Here is a 19,443-nt window from a genome sequence, read left to right on the forward strand (position 1 = left end):
GTCGTCTCCTCCTGTCGCCGATCCCGTAGCCGAGGCCGCGGAGCTCCATCGTCAGGCGATGGCCGCCGCCGCCGATCACGGTCCGGGCGCCGCGATCAAGTTGCTGCTGCGCGCTTTGACCTGCCTCGGGCCGCTTGAGGCCGCCGGGCCGGACAGGCTGGAGATCCGGGCCAGAGTGCTGATCAGCCTCGCCGCGGCCGAGGCCGAGGTCCTGTCCCAAAAGGACGGATTCGCTCGGCTGGACGAAGCGGAGCGAGTGCGGCTTTCGCTGCCGGAAGGCGAAACCCGGCGATTGCTCCGGTTCACCGTGGTGCTGCAACGCGCCGTCGTCCTGATGCGGGTCTGGCGGCTGGAGGAAGCGCTCGCGCTCTACGACGCGGTGCTTCCCAGCCTGGTCGACGAGGTGGAAGACCACAGCCTGCTCCTGACCCGGAACATGATGAACCGGGCGTGGCTGCATCTGCAGATGACCAATCCCGACGGCGCCTACACGGATCTGATGGGCGCGCTGGACATCGCGGTCAAGTACGGCCATCGCCGTCTCGAAGGGAAGATCCGGCACAACCTGGGAGATCACGCCCAGTTGCTTGGCGACATCCCCGAAGCGCTCCGGCACTACGAGCAGGCGGCCTCGATCTTCGTCACCGAAGGACCCGGCTCGCTGCCGCTCGTCCGGCTCGACCAGGCGAAGGCCCTGCTCACCGCCGGGCTCGCCGAAGAAGCGGCGCGACATCTCGACGAAGCGATCCCCGAACTCCGCGGCAACGGCGCGCACCACGTCGTCGCGGAAGCGGAGGTCGCGCGAGCGGGCGCGGCCATCCTGGAGGGTGACCACGTACTGGCGAAGAAGCTCGCGACGTCCGCGCGGCGGAGCTTCTTGCGGCGTGGCAACGGCCGGTGGGCGGAGATCGCCGAGTTGACCAGGCTGCGCGCGGACGCGGTGAAGGTGCTGGCGGACCGGGAAAAGAAGCCGTCCGCGAAACTGCCGGAACGACTGGCCGACCTAGCGATCCGGCTGGCCGAACTCGGCCTGCGCGACGAAGTGGGCGCGGCCAGGATGTTCGCGGTGCGGCTGCTGATCCGTCGCGACGAGACGGCCGCCGCGCAGGTTCTCCTGGCGCAGGTGCCGAAACCGCGGCAGACCACGCCGATCGACCACCGGATGCTGCTGCGGCTGTGCCGGGCCGAACTCGCGGTGGCGTCCCACCGGCCGCGTTCGGCGCTCGCGCAGGCACGGGCCGGACTGGCGGAGCTCGGGCAGATCCGCGATCGCATGGGCGGGCTCGACCTCGTCTGCGGGACGGCGGCACACGGCGAGGAGCTGGGCAAACTCGCGCTGACGCTGGTGCTCAAGAAGGCGAGGCGCAGCGGTGCCGGCGCGAAGAGCCTGTTCGCGTGGCTGGAACGCACGCGCGCGCAGGTGTACCGGTACGAACCGCTCCCCGTCATCGAGGACCCCGCGCTCGCCCGGCACATCAACGAAATGCGGCACGTGCAGGGGACGATCCAGGCGCGGAGGCTGTCCGGCGAACCGGTCGGAAAACTCGAGGAGCGCTACGACCGGCTGCAGCAGGAGGCGACCCGGCTCGGGTGGTACACCAGCCAATGGGGTCGGCCCCGGCCGGTCTCGGCACCCGAAGAGGTGGTCGAGCAGCTCGGGGATCGCGTGCTGGTCAGCCTGATGGGGTATCGCGACACCTTGTACGCGGTGGTCGTCGACCGCGGCCGGTTCCGGCTCGTGAAGCTGGGTCCGCTCGGGGAGATCGTCGAAACCGCGCGGCAGTTGCACGCGGACCTCGACGCGCTGGCCCCGGACAACCTGCCCGCGCCGCTGGTCGAGGTCGTCACCGGGTCCGCCCGGCGCCGGGCGGACAAACTGGACAAGCTGATCTCCGCGTCGCTGGCGAAGACGCTGGAGAACCGCGAGCTGATCATCGTGCCGATCGGTTCGCTGTACGCGTTGCCTTGGGGCGCTTTGCCGTCACTGCACGGGCATCCGGTGTCGATCGCGCCGTCGGCGACGGCCTGGGTGACCGCGTCCGGGCGGCGGAGCGAGGGGCCGGTCCTGCTCGCCGGCGGGCCGGGGGTGCCGGGTTCGGTCGGTGAGGTGCGGAACCTGCGGACGGTCTACCCGGACGCCCTGCTCGTCGACGGGCAGGACGCGACCAGCGACGCCGTACTGTCCGCTTTGGACGGTTCGGGGATGGCGCACCTGGTCGCGCACGGCGCGCACGAACCGGCGAACGCGCTCTTCTCGCGGCTGGAACTCGTCGGTGGCCCGTTGTACGCGCACGAAACCGCCCGGCTCGCGAAGCCGCCGGAACGGGTGGTGCTGGCCGCTTGCGAACTCGCGATGAGTCACATCCGGCCCGGTGAGGAAGCGCTCGGGTTCGCCGGGACGCTGCTCGCCAGTGGCTCGCGGACGGTCATCGGCGCGATCGCGCGGGTCGGTGACAAGGCCGCCGCCGACGCGATGGCCGATCTGCACCGGCGGCTGGCCTCGGGGACCGCGCCCGCGTTGGCGCTCGCCGAAGCGACGGCCGCGGATCCGCTGCGGCGTCCCTTCCTGTGCCTCGGCGCGGGCTGAAGGGGCCTTTCCCCGCGTCACACGCAGCGAAGGCTCCCTTCACCGCGTCCTACGCGGCTATGGCGTCCTTCAGCTCTCCCCAGTAACCCACAGGAGTTGTCCACAATCACCGTCACCTGTGGACAACTCCGCTGAGCAGCCACTTCCGGCCCCCACCACCGATAGACTGGACTCGGGGTCGCCCCCCTGGGACGGGCGGGGGGTGGGGTCAGGGGCGTTCGGCGTGTTTCACCAGGCGGGTGGCCAGGAGTGAGACGACGGTGCGCAGGGCCGTGCGGACGGCGGCGCCGGTGCCGGGCAGCGGTTCGGTGAACCGGCCCGTCCAGCGCAGGTCCGTGCCGCCGGAAGCGTTCGGCGTGAACGAGACTTCGGCGCGGTAGTCCTTGATCAGCTTGAGGCCCGCGAAGCCGTAGACGTGCTTTCGGTCCTGTTCGTACTCCAGTGTCTCTTCGTGGAGATACACCGGCCACAGGCCGACGGCCCGGACGGCGCCCACCCCGTCCTCGCCCGGTTCCCGCGCCCAGCGCGAGTGGAACACCACCGGCTTCGCCCATTCCGACCACCGGGAACCGTCGGCCTCCAGGGCGAAAAGGGAAGCGGGCGAGGCGCTGCTCGTCCGGTTGATCTCGAAGGAGTACGTCTTGCCCATGTGGCGACGATAACCGCTCCAGCCGCGACGGATAAGTCAAGATAGGGGTGTGAGCACGACGCGCCGCGAGATCGCCGCACCACATTGGCTGGTGCAGCTGCTCCGCAGCACGCCGGTTCCCATCCCGTGGAACATGGTCGCCCGCGCCGTCCTCGCGCTCGCCGTGCCGCTGGCCGTCGGGTACGCGCTCGGCGACATCGGCGTCGGCGCGCTCGTCTCCACCGGCGCCCTGCCCACCGTCCTGTCCGAATCCGCCGGCCCGTACCGCTACCGCGCCCGGCGGCTCGGCGGCGCCACCGCGGCCGCCGCCCTCGGTTACTTCGCCGGGCTGATCACCGGCGGCATCCCGGCCGCGTCCATCCCGGTCGTCGTCGGAGTCGCGGCGGTGTCCGCGCTGATCAGCGCGGCGGGCAGCAACGCGTCGGTCGCCGGACTGCAGATGTTCGTCTTCTGCGTACTCGGCACCGGCCAGCACGTCACCGGCCTGCGCGTCGAAATCCTCCTCGGTTACTTCTGCATCGGCGCCGCGTGGAGCCTGCTCATCGCGCTCGCCACCTGGACCTTCCGCGCCACCAGCCCGGAACGCGGCGCCGTCGCGCACGTCTACGTCGAACTCGCCGCGATGCTGTCCGCGACCGACGAAGCCACCTCCCGCGTCGCGCGCCACCAGCTCACGACCGCGATGAACACCGCGTACGACCGGCTGCTCACCGCGCGATCCTGGCTGTCGGGCCGCGACGCCACCTACCGCCAGCTGCTCAACCTGCTCTCGGCCAGCACCCCCGCCGTCGAGGCGTCGGTCGCCATGGTCAACGCCGGCCGCCGGGCCCCGGACGACGTGATCGGCCACTTCATCGCCACCTCGGCCGCCGTGCTCGCCAACCAGGAACCGCCGGAACCACCCGAGGCACCCGACGACGCTGACCCGGTCCTCGCCGCCCTCTACGCCGGGCTCGCCCGGATCGGCAAGGGCGACAACCGGAAACGGCGCGAGGTCCAGCCGTGGCACAAGCGCCTCCGCGGCTGGGCGGGTTCGCTCATCTCCGGCCCGCTCACCTGGTTCGCCGCGCTCCGCCTCACGCTGTGCGTCGCGATCGCCGAAGTCGTCGCCCTGTTCGTCCCGTTCGAACGCTCCTACTGGATCACGCTCACCGTCGGCATCGTCCTCAAACCGGACTTCGGCTCGGTGTTCGGCCGCGCGGTCCTGCGCGGCATCGGCACGGTGATCGGCGTGGGCATCGGCGCGGCCGTGCTCGCCGCGGGCGGCGAGGGCTGGCTGCTGGTCCTGCTGATCGCCGTGTTCGCCGGCGGCGTCGCGGTCGGCAAGGTCCGCAACTACGGCATCCTCAGCGCCTTCGTGACCCCGTTGATCATCCTGCAGATGGACCTCGCCAGCACCGGAAGCTGGGACGTCGTGCTCGCGCGGCTCGTCGACACCGTGCTCGGCTGCGCGATCGTCCTGCTCTTCGGCTACCTGCTCTGGCCGGGCAGCCGTCGCCCGCAGATCGGCGGACGGCTCGCCGACAGCCTCGACAGCCTGGTGGAATACGTCGACAAAGGGCTCGTGCTCGCGCCGTCGGGCGAAGCGCGACTGGACCGCTCACGCGCCCGTCGCCGTGCCTACCGCGCACTGGCCGACCTCCGGACCGCGTTCCAACAGGTCGTCGTCGAACCTTCCGCCGCCGGGCGCCAGGCCGTCGCCTGGTGGCCGGTCATCGCCGGGCTCGAACGCGTCGCGGACGCCGTCACCGAAGTCGGCGTCACCCTGGGCCGTGGCGCCCCGGCTCCGGACGAGGCCGACATCGCCCTGCTGACGGCCGCGCTCGCCGAACTCGCCGCCGCCGTCCGGGAGGAACGGGAGCCGGCGGAGATGCCGATGCCCGACAACGAACAGCTGTCCGGCGTCGTCGACCAGATCGGCGCGGCCTTCGACGCCGTGCGCGGTCCCGACCTCGTCGAACGCGCGCCGCTGCGGCTGGTCCGGCGATTCCTGCCGTACCACCGCCGCGCCTGAGGATCAGCCGAACCGGATGTGCTTGACGCTCGTCCACTTGCGACGGACGAATCCCCGCAGCGCGCTGTCCGTGTGGATGTGCTCGCCGAACTCCGCGCCGCTCAGCCGTTCCAGGCAGAGGTCGAGCTTCGACACCGCGAAACTCTCGCGTTTCGGCGGCATCCCCTTGCGCCGCAAGGAATGGACGATGCCGCGCTCACTCAGCCGCCGCAGCACGGTCTCACGTTCGGCCAGCAACGCGAAGTGGCGGACGTCGTGCCCGCGCCTCCGCAGCTCGCCGAGCCCGGCGCCACGCGGAGAGGTCCTGGAAGTCGTGGCGGCATCATCCGTTGCAGACCGAAACCCGCGATCTTGGGATCGGACAGGACACTGCCGGGCAGGCGCCGGTGCAGCTCGTGCGCGGTCTGCGGTGTTCGCCGCGTTACTGGCCGTCGCGGCGTCTGTCGACAAAGGACGATGATCCCCACCCGTCCGGGGGAGGGTGAGCATAGTCTCGAACGAATGTTCGAGTTTTCACGCATAATCGAAGCATGCTCGACACTGGTGACACGCTGCCGCCGGGGCCGCGTCACCTGCACATGGTCCGGCCCAACCAGCCCGTTTGGGTCGACCTGAAGCTGGTGTACCCGGTCAGCGCGTCGAAGATCCGCCTGCCAGACGGCTTGGACCTGACGGCCACCGTCCCCGGGCTGCTGGGGATGTGGCGGGCGACGACGACGGCGCACTGGGTCGGCTGGGTCACCTTCCAGCTCGGCCCGATCGGGCGGGGCGGCACGACGCATTCGCAATGGGTGCTGGCGGAGGCGTTGCGGCCGCGCGAGGAGCGGAACGCTTGGTCGGGCAGCTTCCCCTACGAGCGCAGACGATGATCGTCCCGTCCTCTGGACGGTGTTGACCAAGCGCCAGAACGCGCCCACTATGGCGTGGTGTCCGTCACCTGGGAGTTCGCGCCCCACCGCACGGTGGGTGAAGGCGTCGCCGCACTGCTCCTGCGCCGTGGACGGCTGGGCTCGCCGCCCGCGTAACCGCATTTCCCCGCGAAGGCCATCCGTGAAGGTGGCCGTCTTCGTCGTCCCCGGAAATCGGAAACCCTGGAGCCCGAACATGTCCGTAGAGCTGCCCGACCGTGTCCGCCTCCGCCCCGCGACCGTCCCCGACGGCGGCATCCTCGAAGGACCGCGCGTGCTGCGGCGCCTGCCGGAGGGCGCGGAAGAACGTCCGTACGAACTTTTCGCGCTGCGCCCGCTGGGCCGGGTGATCGGTGCCGAGATCGGCGGCGTCGACCTCGCCCGGCCGCTGACGCCCGCCCTCCACACGGAGCTGAACCGCGCCCTGCTGGAGTGGAAGGTGCTGTTCTTCCGCGACCAGGACATCACTTCGGCGCACCAGCGCGCGTTCGCCGCCAACTGGGGTGAACTGGAGACGAACCCGTTCATCCCCCAGGGCGAGACCGAGGACACCACCCGGTTCACCAGGTCGGCGAGCATGCCCGCGTTCGAGAACATCTGGCACGTGGACGTCACGTTCCGGCACGCGCCGGCGCTCGGCTCGGTCCTGCGGCTGATCGAGGTCCCGCCGTTCGGCGGCGACACGATGTGGGCCGACATGGCCGCCGCCTACGACAACCTGCCGGAAGACATCCGTGAACGTATCGACGGGCTGACAGCGGTCCACGACTTCATCCCCGGCTTCGACCGCTTCTCCGATCCGGAAGTGCTGTTGCGTCACCAGGACGCCTTCCCGCCGGTCCAGCATCCGGTCGTCCGCACGCATCCGGAAACCGGGCGCCGCACCCTCTTCGTGAACCAGGCCTTCACTACCCGTATCACCGGCATCGACCGCGACGAGAGCGACAGGCTCCTGCGGTACCTGTTCAGCCGCGCGCACATCCCCGAGTTCCAGGTGCGTTTCACCTGGCGGCCCGGTTCGGTGGCCTTCTGGGACAACCGCGCCACGCAGCACTACGCCGTCAACGACTACCACCCGCACGCGCGGGTCGCCGAACGTGTCGCCATCGTGGGTGACCGGCCGTTCTGAGCGTGTCCCCGCGACGGGTGATCGTGCGGGCGGGTTGCCCGGTACCTGTGTGACGATGAGGTCATGGGCATCAACTTCGATGAATTGAAGAACAAGGCCACCGACGCTCTCCGCGAGCACAACGACAAGATCGAGGGCGGCCTGGACAAGGCGGCGGGCTTCGCCAAGTCGAAGTTCTCCGGTCACGACTCCCAGATCGACTCCGGCGTGGACAAGGCGAAGGGGTTCATCAACAAGTTCGACGACACCCCGGACAACCCGCCCCAGGACCAGCAGCAGCCGAACCAGCAACCGCCGCAGGGCCAGTAACCCCTCGCAAGTAGTCCTCTAGTTGCGGTCCTTGCACGCGCAACTACCGCAACTAGAGGACGAAACGCGTCAGGAGGCCTCGCCGAGAGCGGTGTCGCCGTCGATCGCCGTGATCCGGCCACCGCGCTCGCCGAGGGCGATCAGGCCGTCCCGCGCGTCCGGGGCGGTGAGGCTGACACGCACTCCGGCCCGTTCCGCGTCCTTGCTGGTCGCAAACGCTTGCGCACCCTCGTAACCGGCGTTGACCGTCACCGCGAGGCCGCCCGTCGAGGCCAGCGAACCCCGGGCGGCGCCCAGCCGTCCGAGCGCTTCGTCGACGATCGGCAGCAGCGCGTCCCGGTTGCCCTCGGTCATCGCCCGCACCAGCGCCGGGCTCGACCCGGCCACCCGCGTGCCGTCCGTGTAGGACCCGGCGGCCAGCGACATCGCCAGCGGCCCGCCCTGCGCGCCGATCGTGGCCAGGATGGCCGCGAAGATGTGCGGCAGATGCGAGATCCGCGCGACAGTCTCGTCGTGCGAGTCCGCGGGCAGTGGCACGACGTGCGCGCCGACGTCCAGCACCAGCTGCGCGACCTCGGCCCACGCCGTCAGATCGGTGTCGTGCTCGACGCCCAGCACCCACGCGGCGCCGCCGAACAGCGCCGGGTTGCTCGCCTTCCAGCCCGAGTCCGCCGTCCCCGCCATCGGATGCCCGCCGACGAACTTCGCGTACGGCGCCCGGCGCCGGACGGTGTCGAGCACCGGGCCCTTCACGCTGGTGACGTCGGTGAGCACGCAGTGCCCCGCCACCCGCGAGACTGTCCGGAGCACATCCTCGACCGCGGGCAGCGGTACCGCGAGCACGATCATCGCGTCCCGCTCCGCCGCCTTGCTCAGTGCCGCTTCGACCTGCGTGGTCACGTCGTAACCAGCTCTGCTGGCCGCGTCCGCGTCGCGTTCGGAGATCGCCGCCCCGAACGTGGTGCGGCCGATCGAATGCGCCGCGCGCAGCAGCGAACCGCCGATCAACCCGAGCCCGATCACGCATACGTCTCGCACAAGTGCTCATCCTGCCATCTGCGGGCCCACTCGTCAGAGAACGGCGGCGAGGCGCGTTCCCTGATCGATGGCCCGTTTGGCGTCCAGTTCCGCCGCGACGTCGGCACCGCCGATCAGGTGCACCGGCAATCCGGCCGTCCGCAGGCCGTCGGCGAGGTCACGCACCGGCTCCTGACCCGCGCAGACGACGACGGTGTCCACATCGAGCACGCGCGGCTTGTCACCGACGGTGATGTGCAGGCCGTCGTCGTCGATCCGGTCGTAGGTGACCCCGGTGAGCTGCTCGACGCGCTTGGCCTTCAGCGCGGCCCGGTGCACCCAGCCGCTGGTCTTGCCCAGCCCCGCGCCGATGCCGGACTTCTTGCGCTGCAGCAGGAAGACCTGCCGCGGTGACGGCTCGACCTTCCGCTCGGTCAGCCCGCCCGGAGCCTGCTCGGGATCGGTGACGCCCCATTCGGCCATCCACGCGCCCAGGTCGAGCGCGGGGGAGGTGGTGTGCGTCAGGAACTCACTGACGTCCACGCCGATGCCGCCCGCGCCGATCACCGCGACCTTGCCGCCCACCGGTTTCCCGTGCCGGACGACGTCCACATAGGACAGCACCTTGGGATGGTCGATACCGGGAAGCGACGGCACCCGGGGGGTCACGCCGGTGGCCAGCACGACCTCGTCGAATCCGGCGTCCACGAGCCCGGCGGCGGTCGCGCGGGTGCCGAGGTGGACCTTGACGCCGGTGACCTCCAGCCGTCGCGTGTAGTACCGGATGGTCTCCGCGAACTCCTCCTTGCCGGGGATCTTCCGCGCGATCCCGAACTGGCCGCCGATCTCGTCCTCGGCCTCGAACAGTTCGACGGCGTGCCCCCGTTCGGCGAGGCTGGTCGCGGCCGCGAGCCCGGCGGGGCCCGCGCCGACGACGGCGACGCGTTTGGTCTTCCGGGTGGGCGACAGGGTCAACGTGGTCTCGTGGCCCGCACGCGGATTGACCATGCAGGAAACGAGTTTCCGCTTGAACGCGTGGTCGAGGCAGGCCTGGTTGCAGGCGATGCAGGTGTTGATCTCGTCCTCGCGCCCGGTCTCGGCCTTGCGGATCCATTCGGGATCGGCGAGGAACGGCCGCGCCATCGACACCAGATCCGCGTCGCCACCGGCCAGCGCCTCCTCGGCGACCTCGGGCATGTTGATCCGGTTCGACGTGACGACCGGGATCCCGACGTGCGGCTTGAGCTTCCCGGTCACCCAGGTGAAGGCCGCGCGCGGCACGGACGTCACGATCGTCGGCACCCGCGCCTCGTGCCAGCCGATGCCGGTGTTGATGATCGTCGCGCCCGCCTCTTCGACCTCCTTGGCCAGGGTGACGACGTCTTCCCAGCTTTGGCCGCCTTCGACGAGGTCCAGCATGGACAGCCGGTAGACGATGATGAAGTCCTCGCCGACCGCCTCACGCGTGCGGCGCACGATCTCGACGGCGATCCGCCGCCGGTTTTCCGCGCTGCCGCCCCATTTGTCGGTGCGCTTGTTGGTCCGCTCGGCGAGGAACTGGTTGATGAAGTAGCCCTCGGACCCCATGATCTCGACGCCGTCGTAGCCCGCTTCCTTGGCCAGGAAGGCGCAATCGGCGAACGCGCGGATCTGCCGCAGCACGCCGTACCCGGAAAGGGACCGCGGCTTGAAGGGGTTGATCGGTGCCTTGATCCCCGACGCCGAAACGCTCAGCGGATGGTAGGAATACCGGCCCGCGTGCAGGATCTGCAACGCGATCTTGCCACCCGCCTCGTGCACGGGATCCGTGAGTTGCTTGTGCGCCTTGGCTTCCGCGCGGGTCGAAAGCTTCGACGCCAGCGGCAGGAGCCAGCCCGTCCGGTTCGGCGCGAACCCGCCGGTGACGATCAGCCCGACGCCACCCCGGGCGCGTTCGGCGTAGTACTCGGCCAGTTGCGGGAAGTGCGCTTCCTTGTCCTCGAGGCCGGTGTGCATCGAGCCCATGATCACCCTGTTGCGCAGGGTGGTGAAGCCGAGATCGAGTGGGGACAGCAGGTTCGGGTACTGGCTCATCGCTGGGTCCTTACGCATCGTGGTGGAATGCCTGGAGGACTTCCTCGAGCCACTCGACGTGGCCCTGTTCGGTTCGGATTCCTCCACGCAGCACGAGGAACTGGTGCAACGACTGTCCACTGAGGACGCTCGGGTCGGGGAAGTCGCGCTTCTCGATCAGCAGGTAGGCGTCGAGCTGGGCCGCGTGCGCGTCGCGATGCCGGGTGACTTCGGCGGCGACGGCGCCGGGCTCGCCGAGGGTCGCGCCGCGGATCTTCACGGCGAGCTCCCTGGCGGTGGCGGCGGGATCGGGCTCGGCGAGCCAGCGGGCCAGTTCGGCCCGGCCCGCGTCGCCGACGGTGTAGACCTTCTTGTCGGGCTTCCCGGACTGCGCGACGTGGTCGACGGCGATCCAGCCGGCGTCCTCCATGCGCTTCAGGACCCGGTAGATCTGCTGGTGGGTGGCGCTCCACCACAGCCCGATGGACTTCTCGAAGCGACGCGCCAGCTCATAGCCCGAGCCGGACCGCTCGGACAGCGAAACCAGGATCGCGTGCTCCAATGCCATGCACCTAGTTTCATATGCACCTAGTTGCACTGCAAGGCGACACGCGTCACACGCGCGTGAAGGCCCCCTTCACGCGGCTGAGCCGAGGGAAGGGGGCCTTCACGCGGGAAAGACTACGGCTTGCGGGCGATGCCGCCGATGACTCGGGATTCCGAGGGTGCACCGGCGAAGACCGTCTTCTCGTCCGGGTGCCACGCCGGCGCGTAGACCAGTCCCGGCTCCAGCAGCGGCCAGCCGCCGAAGAACCGCCGGAACTCGTCCATCGTGCGCAGGAAACCGGGGTTCGTCGTGGTCTCGTAGTACTCGAGGATGTCGAGCAGCGCCTGCCGCTCCTCGTCGTTGGCCGGGTTCTCGTTGGTCATCTGCGAGATCACCAGCAGCGAGCCCGGCGCGAGCCGGTCGCGGTAGAAGTCCAGCAGCGCGTCGGGGTCCTGCTCGTCCTTGATGAAGTGCATGACCGCGTTGATCACCAGCGCCATGGGTTGCCGGACATCGATGATGCCGGAGTCCATCACCCGCTCCCAGAGGCCCTCGGGGTCGAACAGGTCCGCGGCGATGGCGTGGTGCCGGTCCGGGTCGGCGGTGTCGGCGAGCAGCAGGGTCGAGTGCGCGAGCGCGATCGGCTCGTTGTCGATGTAGAGGACGTGGGTGTCCTCCTCCGGCCGTGCCTCGTCGGCGACCTCGTGCACGTTGCCCGCCGTCGGCAGGCCGGAGCCGATGTCGACGAACTGCCGGATGCCCAGTTCGGCGCAGTGCCACACGGCCCGGCCGAGGAACTGCCTGCTGGTCAGGCAGTAGTCGCCCATGAGCGGCAGGCGTTTGCGCACCTTCTCGGCGAACTCGCGGTCGATGGCGTAGTGCGTGTCGCCGCCGATGAAGTAGTCGTAGACCCGGGCCGCGGACGGCCGGTCCAAGCTGTTCTCGACGGCCTTGAGCGCCGCGTCGTGATCGATCATCGTCATCCCTTTGTCCGCGCCGGAAATCCCATGCTAACCGGCGGGAACGTAGGTCTCGCGGTAGGCGTTCACGGATTCGGTCAAGCGATCGAGTTCCGCGCGGGTGCGGGTGAGCCCGGCCGCGTCGAGGCCCATCGCGTCGCCGATGATCTCCGGGATCCCGCTCGCGCGGTCCCGGAGCCGGGCGCCGTCCTCGGTCAGGCTGATGCGAACGGACCGCTCGTCGTCGGCCCGCCGGTCACGCCGGACCAGTCCGGACTTCTCCAGCCGCTTGAGCAGCGGCGACAGCGTCCCGGAGTCGAGGTTCAGCAGGGTGCCGAGCTCTTTGACCAGCCGCTCGTCCTTCTCCCAGAGCGCGAGCATCACCAAGTACTGGGGATAGGTCAGGCCCAGATCTTCGAGCACCACGCGATAGAGCGCGGTCACGGCCCGCGATGCCGCGTAGAGCCCGAAGCACAGTTGATCGTCCAGGCACAGCGATCCGGTGTTGTCCGTTGGCATCGGTCCTCCTCATCCCATGGTGTGCCGATCATGCCTCAGCGCGCCACTTCAGTGGGCTAAATCTCCTTGGGGACATTTTAGTTGTGCACAACTTAGTTGGGGGCTACCTTCAGATCACCGACTTCGGACTCCAGGAGGCAGAAATGACCGCCAACCCGCACAAGCTGGTCCTCGAACCGGCCGCACAGGCCTTCGTCGAAGCCACCGCCACCCCGCCGTTCCTCTTCCAGCTGCCGCCCGAGGAAGGGCGCAAGGCCGTCGACGAGGTCCAGGGTGGCGAGGTCGAACTGCCCGCCGCGGACGTCGAGACCACGCACGTCGACGGCGTCGAGGTCCGCATCGTCCGCCCGCCGGGCGCCACCGGTCCGCTGCCCGTGATCGTCTACATCCACGGCGCCGGCTGGGTCTTCGGGAACTTCCACACCCACGAGCGCCTGGTCCGCGAACTCGCCGTCGGCACCGGCGCGGCCGTCGTCTTCCCCGAGTACGACCGCTCGCCGGAGGCGCGCTACCCGGTCGCCATCGAGCAGAACTACGCCGTGGCGAAGTGGGTCGCCGAGCACGGCGCCGAGAACGGGCTCGACAGCACGAAAATCGCCATCGCGGGTGACTCCGTCGGGGGGAACATGACCGCCGCGCTCACCCTGCTCGCGAAACAACGCGGCGACGTCACCTTCCGCCAGCAGGTCCTCTTCTACCCGGTCACCGACGCGAACTTCGACACCGAGTCCTACCGGCAGTTCGCCGAGGGCTACTTCCTCGCCCTCGACGGCATGAAGTGGTTCTGGGACCAGTACACGACCGACCCGGCGCAGCGCGCGGAGATCACCGCGTCGCCGTTGCGGGCGAGCCTCGACGAGCTGTCGGGCCTGCCGCCCGCGCTGGTCATCACCGGAGAGGCCGACGTCCTGCGCGACGAGGGCGAGGCGTACGCCGCCAAGCTGCGTCAGGCCGGAGTGCCGGTGACGGCCGTGCGCTACCAGGGCATCGTCCACGACTTCGTCATGCTCAACACGCTGCGCGAAACGCACGCCGCGGAGGCCGCGATCAAGCAGGCGATCGAGGCGTTGCGCACCGCTCTCGCGGGCTGAGTAGCCCAGGACACAGTTTGTCCAGGGTGACACGCGTCACCCTGGACAACACTTCCCGGTGGTCGCACGTCTCTTGATCCAGATGTGGGAAGTGCGGTGCGGGGGCGTGCCGCGGCCGGAGAGGGACACGATCGCCATGGGACTGGGACTGAGTGCCATCCGGCTCGATTCCACGCTGAACCTCGTCATCGTCGTGGTGCTGACGCTGCTCGCGATCATCGCCGTGCCGTTCCTCTGGGAACGCTGGCGCCGCAAGGTGATCGGCCGCAGCAGCACGATCCTCGTCGCGGTGGTGCTGATCGTGGTCAGCACCGGGATGGGCGGGAACATGATCGGCAAGTTCTTCCCGACGGTCGGTGCGCTGTTCGGCACCGGCGTGTACTCGGGAGAAAGCGTCGACGCCGTCGCGGGTGAGAACGGTTCGGACCTCGACAAGCTGCGTGACGCCGGGGCGATGCGGGCCAAGGAGGGCAAGGGCTCCGTCGTGCACATGACGGTGACCGGCAAGCGCACCGGGCTCACGCGTGACGTCTCGGTCTACTTCCCGCCCCAGTACTACGATCCCGCGTACCGGGCGCTCAAGTTCCCGGTCATCGAATGGATCCCGAACTACCCGTCCGGGCCGGAAGTGGTCACCGGGCCCTACGAACTGCCCGCCAAACTGGACGCGGCCATCGCGAAGCACGTGCTCCCGCCGACCCTGGTGATCATCCCGGACCCGACCGGGAAGCCGAAGGTCGGCCACGACACCGAATGCATCGACCAGGTGAACGGGACCGCCAACGACACCTACCTGAGCGCCGACATCCGCGACTGGGCGATCGAGAAACTCGGCGCCAACCCGCAGCGCAAGGCGTGGACGATGGCGGGCTGGTCTTCGGGCGGATATTGCGCGATGAACCTGGTGACCCGGCACCCGCAGTGGTACGGCCAGGCGGCGAGCGTCAGCGGGTACTACAAGGCTTCGGTGGACGCGGAGACGGAGAACCTGTTCAAGGGCAGGCAGGACATCGTCGACGCGAACACGATCACGGTGAACATGAAGAAGCATCCGTCGCCGGTCGACATCCTCGCGATCGCCGGGGACAAGGAAAGCTTCGAGAGTTTCTCGATCGACCAGCTCCAGGCCGCCGTACGCGCGCCCGCGACGCTCTCGTCGTGGCGGATCCCGGACGCCGGGCACAACATGAACACCTTCAAGGCGCAGGTTCCCGACGTGCTGGCGTGGATCGGCGCGCGGACCGTGCCGCCGTGCGCGCCGCAGGACAAGAAGATCGTCTCCAACGGCGGGGTCGCGCCGTGGCCCCTGCCCAATACAGGTGCGAAGGGCGCGCTGGTCGACGTCGTCGAGTAGCTAGGCGCGGTCTTCGTCTGTCCACTTGAGACTCAACCGGTCGCGCAGGACCGAGGGCGGCAAGCCGGTGGCGCAGAGCGTCAGTACGTTCCCGCCCCGGATGCGCGACCTGCAGCAGCAACGCGCTCCCGCGCCCACTGTGTTACAGGTCGCCAATAGCGGGAAGCAGTGCCTTCACCACGTCGGTCACCCGTTTGCCGCCACTGGCGTAGGTGGTCGACGTCGGTTGGGAGGTCAACACGACGACGATGTAGCGGTCGTTCTTCCCGACCACACCGGAACTGTGCAGGATCCGTGAGCCGCGGCAGCACGCCCAGCCCTGCTTGATGGACCAGGGAAGGGAGCCGACGGCGTCCGGAATGCCGAAATACTGCCGGATCCCGTCGGAACCGCTCTCCGTCGCGCCGCTCAACGCCCGCATGATCGTCGTCCGTGTCCCCGCGCTCGCCCGCTCCAGCACGTAGCGGTAGATCTTCGTGATGTCCGCCGCGGTGATCCGGGTGTCGCCCCAGCGGCCGGGATCTTCGGGCGGATGGGTGTCGCCGAGACCGATCTCGGCCGCCCAGCGGGTGACGATGGCGGGGCCGCGGTGAGCGGTCCACAGTCTGCTCGCGATGTCGTCATCGCTGGACGAGAGCATCCGCTGCACGGTGCTCGGCGGTGTGCCCACGCGAAGCGCTTCGAGTGCGATGAGGAGCTTCACAAGCGACGCCGAGGTATAAGAACGGTCTGGTTTAAGGGAAACCGTGCTCTTCTTGGTGGTGCGGTCGTAGACGGCCACGCTCACCTGGCCGCCGTCGACGAGTCCCGCGAGGGCCTTCGTGTCGACGTCGTCCACCGGCGGCGTGCCGGGCACAGACGGCTCCGGCGGCGCCGAGGCCGGCTTCGCTTCGGTTTCGACGGTCATCTCCGTGGCCGTCGCCGCCGCGACAGCGACCGCCGACGGGCCGGAACGCGACGGCGGAACCAGCAGCATCGCGACGACGGCTCCCACGCACAGCCCCACCAAGAGGAAGACACCGCTCACCTTGCCCACACGACTTGTTGGCCGAATCACTCGTTCGTGTTCGTGACTAGGCCATTCGGGTGGTGCAGATCTCGGCTGACCTCGAGTTCTGTGACGTCGTGAACGCGGGGTGTGGCCGGGGAGCGTCTTTCCGGTTTGTCCGGGAGGCCGCCGGGGTATGTGACCCCCAGCGTGAATTTAGGTGGCCAACTCTGGAAGGCGGAGCAATGGCACGTGTACAACGCGCTCGTATCCGGACGGCGGGAATCCAGCCCGCGCAGGTCCTGGCCGGACTGGCGAGCCTGGCATTCCTGGTGTTCGGGATCGTGGGCTTCACCAGGACCGGGTTCGCCGACTTCATCGGCCGGAGCGACGAGACCGTTCTCGGGTTCTCAGTGAACCCGCTCTACAACCTCGGGTTCGTCCTGCTGGGCGCGATCGGTCTGCTGCTGACCTTCGGTTCGGGCCGGTCCCGGGTCTTCGGTCTTCTGACGTTCGCGGCCTTCGGGGCGCTGTTCGTCTGGGGTCTGATGATCACGGGGACCGTTTCGACGAACCCGGTCTCACAGGCGGGCAACCCGTTCAACCTCAACGGGCCGGACAACTGGCTGCACCTCGGCCTCGCCGCGCTCGGGCTGGTGATCGCGTTCCTGCCCGCGCGGCACAAGGTGCTGCTGCCGGAGGACGAAGAGGAAACCGTGGTGGCGGATCGGGCCGACAGTGCCACGGTCGTCGAACCCGTCGCGGACGGTTCGGGACGGCCGAAGCATGAGAAAAGCCCGGCCATCGCTCGCGAAGAGCGTCCGCCGGGCCTCGCCCACTAGGTCTGCTGAAGCTCAGTAGCCGTACTCCGAACCACCGGACTCGGCGGGAGCGCCTTCCTCCTTCTTGGGGGCGGCGTTCCCGCTCTGGGCCGCCTTGTTCTTCACCGGCGCGGTGCTCTTGCACCCGGCGGGCTCGATGACGAACCAGGTGCCGCCGACGCCGTGACCGTTCGCCTCACCGGCGTTGGCGTCCTTGGCGTAGCGGTAGACGGCCCAGCCGCCGACGGTGACCTGAGTGGTGCCGTCCGCGCGCTTCACCGTGCCGAGCAGCTTCGAGTCGATGCCTTCGAGCTGGACGTCGCCCTCGGCGAGCATCGGGGGCCAGGTCTTCGCGCAGTCACCGTTGCAGGTCGGCTGCTTGTTCTTCTTGTCCTTGGTGAACATGTAGAGGGTGAAGCCCTCCTGGTCCACAATGGCCGGTCCGATGCCGTCGACCTCGGTCGCGACCAGCTTCTTCGCGCCGTCCGCCTTCTCCGCGGCCGGAGCCTCTTTGGCTTCCTTGGCCGCCTGGCCCGCCTTGGCGCCCTTGGCGTTCGCGGCGTACCAAGTGCTGCCGACACCCTGGCCCTTCACCTCGCCGGCCTTGGCGTCCTTGGCGTAGCGGTAGAGCGCCCAGCCACCGACGGTGACCTGCTTGCGGCCGTCGGCGCGGGTCAGTTCACCGACCAGGGCCTGGTCCACGCCCTCGATCTGCACGTCGCCGTCGGCGAGCATCGGCGGCCAGGTCTTCGCGCAGTCACCGTCGCAATTGGACTTCGGCGGCTTCGCGCTGTCCTTGTCGAAGCGGTACAAGGTGAACCCGTCCTTGTCGACGAGCACCTGACCGAGCTCCCCGGCTTCGGCCACGGCCAACTTGGTCTCACCCTTGGCCGCGGGGGCGTTCCCGCCCGCTCCGGCGACCGCCGCGGCGGGTGCGACGGCGGGTGCGGCTGCCTCGGTGCCACCGGAGCAGGCCGACAGCACCACCAGGCCCGCGGCCGCGGACGCCGCTGCGACGACGAAACGCTTGCGAAGCATGGGATTTCTCCTTGTTCGTAGGGGTTCCGCGGCTTGGCGCGGTGAGCTTGTACCCCCTACACGGGCCCTGTGCGGGACCGGTTCAAGGAGTTCCCGGATTTTCTTCCCGGGTCTCCAGCGCGGCGTCGGTGAGCACCCCGGCCGAGCCGGTGTAGTTCGCGGGATCCAGCAGGTCGGCGAGGGATTCGGCGGGGAGGACTCCGGTTATCTCCGGCAGGTCGGAAAGAACCTCACCGAGGGCCCGGCCCTGCGCCAGGGCGAGTCCGGACGCGTGCCCGAGGACCTCCTTGGCCCGCGCCTTGCCCAGCAGCGGGGCGAGCACGGTCGAGAGCCGCTCGGAGACGATCTGGCCGTGCGTGAGACCGAGGTTCTCGCGCAGGCGCTCGTCGTTGACGACCAGGCCGCGGGCGAGCTCGGCCGCCGTGTGCGCGGCACCGCCGGTCAGGCGCAGGCATTCGCGCAGCAACTGCCACTCGGCGTGCCACGCGCCCGCGGACCGCTCGTCCTCGGACATCAGGGCCTGGGTGACGCCCGTGGCCAGCACCGGGACCTGGAGGGCGGCGGACCGGATCAGCGTCGCCAGCACCGGATTGCGCTTGTGCGGCATCGCCGAAGAACCGCCACGGCCCGCGCCCGCGGGTTCGGTGACCTCGCCGACCTCGGTGCGCGTCAGGAATTGGACGTCGACCGCGATCTTGCCGAGTGCCGCGGCGGTGAACGCGAGGGCGGCCGCGAGGTCGGCCGTCGGGGTGCGGAGGGTGTGCCAGGGGAGCGTGGTCTCGGCAAGGCCGGTCTCTTCGGCGAAGGCCGTCTGAAGCCGTTGCGGATAGCCGTCGGGCAGCCCGGCGAGGCGCGCGTACTCGGCGTACGCGGCCCGCGTCCCGGCCGCGCCACCGAGCGAGACCGGCAGGACGACGCGGTTCAGCCTGTCGAGCGCGTCGAGCGTCAGCTGACGCCAGCCCGCCGCCTTGAGCCCGAACGTCGTCGGGACTGCGTGGGCGGTGAGGGTGCGCCCGGCCATGGTCGTGTCGCGATGCGCGCGGGCGAGGCCCTCCAGCGCGTCCGCCGTCGCCTCGAGGTCGGCCGTGAGGAGGACCCTGGTCCGCGCGGCGACCAGCATCATCGCGGTGTCGAAGATGTCCTGGCTGGTCGAGCCGCGATGGACGTACTCCGTCCCGGCCTCCTCGGTCAGCTCCTTGATCAGCCCCACGACCGGGTTCGCCGTCTCACGCGCCGCCCTCGCCAGCGCGACCACGTCGATCTCGGCCGACGCGGCCGCCTCGGTGATCGCGTCGGCCGCCGCCCGCGGGATCAGCCCGGTACTGGCCTGCGCCCTGGCGAGCGCGGCCTCCGTGTCGAGCAAGGCCCGAAGCCAGGCGAGATCACCCGTCGCGGCCTCGGCGGGCGTGCCGGCGCGGACCGGGGAGAGGAGGCCGGAATCGGGATCGGCGTTCATCGGCC

General features: G+C 69.6%; 18 protein-coding genes. 8 read left to right on the forward strand and 10 right to left on the reverse strand.

The genetic code is table 11. The features are described 5' to 3' along the window. Positions 1-58: 58 nt before the first annotated feature. Positions 59-2,587, forward strand: coding sequence for a CHAT domain-containing protein (locus tag ACZ5IK_RS06870; protein WP_465486912.1), 2,529 nt, complete (start codon positions 59-61; stop codon positions 2,585-2,587). A gap of 208 nt (positions 2,588-2,795) precedes the next feature. Here the strand turns inward: ACZ5IK_RS06870 and ACZ5IK_RS06875 are convergent, their stop codons facing one another. After that, positions 2,796-3,236, reverse strand: a complete 441-nt coding sequence (locus ACZ5IK_RS06875) for an SRPBCC family protein (protein ID WP_465486913.1) — start codon at positions 3,234-3,236, stop codon at positions 2,796-2,798. 49 nt (positions 3,237-3,285) lie between these two features. Between ACZ5IK_RS06875 and ACZ5IK_RS06880 the strand changes: the two genes are divergently transcribed. After that, a complete protein-coding gene (locus tag ACZ5IK_RS06880) occupies positions 3,286-5,250 on the forward strand; it encodes an FUSC family protein (RefSeq protein WP_465486914.1) in 1,965 nt (654 codons plus the stop codon). 3 nt (positions 5,251-5,253) lie between these two features. On the opposite strand, the gene ACZ5IK_RS06885 is transcribed toward ACZ5IK_RS06880, so the two are convergent. Then, entirely contained in the window at positions 5,254-5,487 is a 234-nt protein-coding gene (locus ACZ5IK_RS06885) for a hypothetical protein (protein WP_465486915.1), read from the reverse strand. A 293-nt stretch (positions 5,488-5,780) separates the two neighbouring features. On the opposite strand from ACZ5IK_RS06885, the gene ACZ5IK_RS06890 reads away from it, so the two are divergent. The 3 genes from ACZ5IK_RS06890 (at position 5,781) to ACZ5IK_RS06900 (ending at position 7,596) form a co-directional block, all read left to right on the forward strand. Further along, on the forward strand, positions 5,781-6,119 hold the full coding sequence (locus tag ACZ5IK_RS06890; protein WP_101611878.1) for a hypothetical protein: 339 nt from the start codon (positions 5,781-5,783) through the stop codon (positions 6,117-6,119). A gap of 235 nt (positions 6,120-6,354) precedes the next feature. Then, positions 6,355-7,287 (forward strand): TauD/TfdA dioxygenase family protein, encoded by a 933-nt coding sequence (locus ACZ5IK_RS06895; protein WP_465486916.1) that lies wholly within the window; start codon positions 6,355-6,357, stop codon positions 7,285-7,287. Positions 7,288-7,350: 63 nt separating this feature from the next. Further along, a complete protein-coding gene (locus ACZ5IK_RS06900; RefSeq protein WP_101611883.1) occupies positions 7,351-7,596 on the forward strand; it encodes an antitoxin in 246 nt (81 codons plus the stop codon). Positions 7,597-7,665: 69 nt separating this feature from the next. Here ACZ5IK_RS06900 and ACZ5IK_RS06905 read toward each other — a convergent pair whose 3' ends face one another. The 5 genes from ACZ5IK_RS06905 to ACZ5IK_RS06925 all read right to left on the reverse strand — a co-directional run bounded on the left by ACZ5IK_RS06905 (position 7,666) and on the right by ACZ5IK_RS06925 (position 12,690). Further along, entirely contained in the window at positions 7,666-8,619 is a 954-nt protein-coding gene (locus ACZ5IK_RS06905) for a prephenate dehydrogenase (protein ID WP_465487240.1), read from the reverse strand. 48 nt (positions 8,620-8,667) lie between these two features. Beyond that, positions 8,668-10,686 (reverse strand): oxidoreductase, encoded by a 2,019-nt coding sequence (locus ACZ5IK_RS06910; RefSeq protein ID WP_465486917.1) that lies wholly within the window; start codon positions 10,684-10,686, stop codon positions 8,668-8,670. Between the two features lie 10 nt (positions 10,687-10,696). Continuing rightward, positions 10,697-11,233 (reverse strand): PadR family transcriptional regulator, encoded by a 537-nt coding sequence (locus ACZ5IK_RS06915; RefSeq protein WP_465486918.1) that lies wholly within the window; start codon positions 11,231-11,233, stop codon positions 10,697-10,699. A gap of 113 nt (positions 11,234-11,346) precedes the next feature. Next, on the reverse strand, positions 11,347-12,195 hold the full coding sequence (locus ACZ5IK_RS06920) for an SAM-dependent methyltransferase (RefSeq protein WP_465486919.1): 849 nt from the start codon (positions 12,193-12,195) through the stop codon (positions 11,347-11,349). 27 nt (positions 12,196-12,222) lie between these two features. Further along, positions 12,223-12,690, reverse strand: coding sequence for a MarR family winged helix-turn-helix transcriptional regulator (locus ACZ5IK_RS06925; protein WP_465486920.1), 468 nt, complete (start codon positions 12,688-12,690; stop codon positions 12,223-12,225). A 143-nt stretch (positions 12,691-12,833) separates the two neighbouring features. On the opposite strand from ACZ5IK_RS06925, the gene ACZ5IK_RS06930 reads away from it, so the two are divergent. Further along, positions 12,834-13,781: an alpha/beta hydrolase gene (locus tag ACZ5IK_RS06930; protein ID WP_465486921.1), complete on the forward strand. Its 948-nt coding sequence runs from the start codon at positions 12,834-12,836 to the stop codon at positions 13,779-13,781. Between the two features lie 136 nt (positions 13,782-13,917). Further along, entirely contained in the window at positions 13,918-15,135 is a 1,218-nt protein-coding gene (locus ACZ5IK_RS06935) for an alpha/beta hydrolase (RefSeq protein WP_465487241.1), read from the forward strand. 142 nt (positions 15,136-15,277) lie between these two features. Here the strand turns inward: ACZ5IK_RS06935 and ACZ5IK_RS06940 are convergent, their stop codons facing one another. After that, complete coding sequence (locus tag ACZ5IK_RS06940; protein WP_465486922.1) at positions 15,278-16,171, reverse strand: serine hydrolase; 894 nt, start codon at positions 16,169-16,171, stop codon at positions 15,278-15,280. Positions 16,172-16,368: 197 nt separating this feature from the next. Between ACZ5IK_RS06940 and ACZ5IK_RS06945 the strand changes: the two genes are divergently transcribed. Continuing rightward, positions 16,369-16,965, forward strand: coding sequence for a DUF4383 domain-containing protein (locus ACZ5IK_RS06945; protein ID WP_101611891.1), 597 nt, complete (start codon positions 16,369-16,371; stop codon positions 16,963-16,965). 12 nt (positions 16,966-16,977) lie between these two features. Here ACZ5IK_RS06945 and ACZ5IK_RS06950 read toward each other — a convergent pair whose 3' ends face one another. Beyond that, positions 16,978-17,982, reverse strand: a complete 1,005-nt coding sequence (locus ACZ5IK_RS06950; RefSeq protein ID WP_465486923.1) for an SCO0930 family lipoprotein — start codon at positions 17,980-17,982, stop codon at positions 16,978-16,980. 82 nt (positions 17,983-18,064) lie between these two features. Further along, positions 18,065-19,438 (reverse strand): nitrosuccinate lyase, encoded by a 1,374-nt coding sequence (locus ACZ5IK_RS06955; protein WP_465486924.1) that lies wholly within the window; start codon positions 19,436-19,438, stop codon positions 18,065-18,067. Positions 19,439-19,443 lie beyond the last annotated feature (5 nt).

It is taken from the genome of Amycolatopsis sp. NPDC031561 (genome assembly GCF_055580625.1).

Bases quoted from the DNA above. Each gene is read 5' to 3' on its own strand.
- ACZ5IK_RS06870 (WP_465486912.1), top strand. From the start codon at position 59: ATGGCCGCCGCCGCCGATCACGGTCCGGGCGCCGCGATCAAGTTGCTG.
- ACZ5IK_RS06925 (WP_465486920.1), bottom strand. From the start codon at position 12,690: ATGCCAACGGACAACACCGGATCGCTGTGCCTGGACGATCAACTGTGC.
- ACZ5IK_RS06930 (WP_465486921.1), top strand. From the start codon at position 12,834: ATGACCGCCAACCCGCACAAGCTGGTCCTCGAACCGGCCGCACAGGCC.
- ACZ5IK_RS06935 (WP_465487241.1), top strand. From the start codon at position 13,918: ATGGGACTGGGACTGAGTGCCATCCGGCTCGATTCCACGCTGAACCTC.
- ACZ5IK_RS06915 (WP_465486918.1), bottom strand. From the start codon at position 11,233: ATGGCATTGGAGCACGCGATCCTGGTTTCGCTGTCCGAGCGGTCCGGC.
- ACZ5IK_RS06910 (WP_465486917.1), bottom strand. From the start codon at position 10,686: ATGAGCCAGTACCCGAACCTGCTGTCCCCACTCGATCTCGGCTTCACC.
- ACZ5IK_RS06895 (WP_465486916.1), top strand. From the start codon at position 6,355: ATGTCCGTAGAGCTGCCCGACCGTGTCCGCCTCCGCCCCGCGACCGTC.
- ACZ5IK_RS06945 (WP_101611891.1), top strand. From the start codon at position 16,369: ATGGCACGTGTACAACGCGCTCGTATCCGGACGGCGGGAATCCAGCCC.
- ACZ5IK_RS06890 (WP_101611878.1), top strand. From the start codon at position 5,781: ATGCTCGACACTGGTGACACGCTGCCGCCGGGGCCGCGTCACCTGCAC.
- ACZ5IK_RS06920 (WP_465486919.1), bottom strand. From the start codon at position 12,195: ATGACGATGATCGATCACGACGCGGCGCTCAAGGCCGTCGAGAACAGC.
- ACZ5IK_RS06900 (WP_101611883.1), top strand. From the start codon at position 7,351: ATGGGCATCAACTTCGATGAATTGAAGAACAAGGCCACCGACGCTCTC.
- ACZ5IK_RS06875 (WP_465486913.1), bottom strand. From the start codon at position 3,236: ATGGGCAAGACGTACTCCTTCGAGATCAACCGGACGAGCAGCGCCTCG.
- ACZ5IK_RS06950 (WP_465486923.1), bottom strand. From the start codon at position 17,982: ATGCTTCGCAAGCGTTTCGTCGTCGCAGCGGCGTCCGCGGCCGCGGGC.
- ACZ5IK_RS06955 (WP_465486924.1), bottom strand. From the start codon at position 19,438: ATGAACGCCGATCCCGATTCCGGCCTCCTCTCCCCGGTCCGCGCCGGC.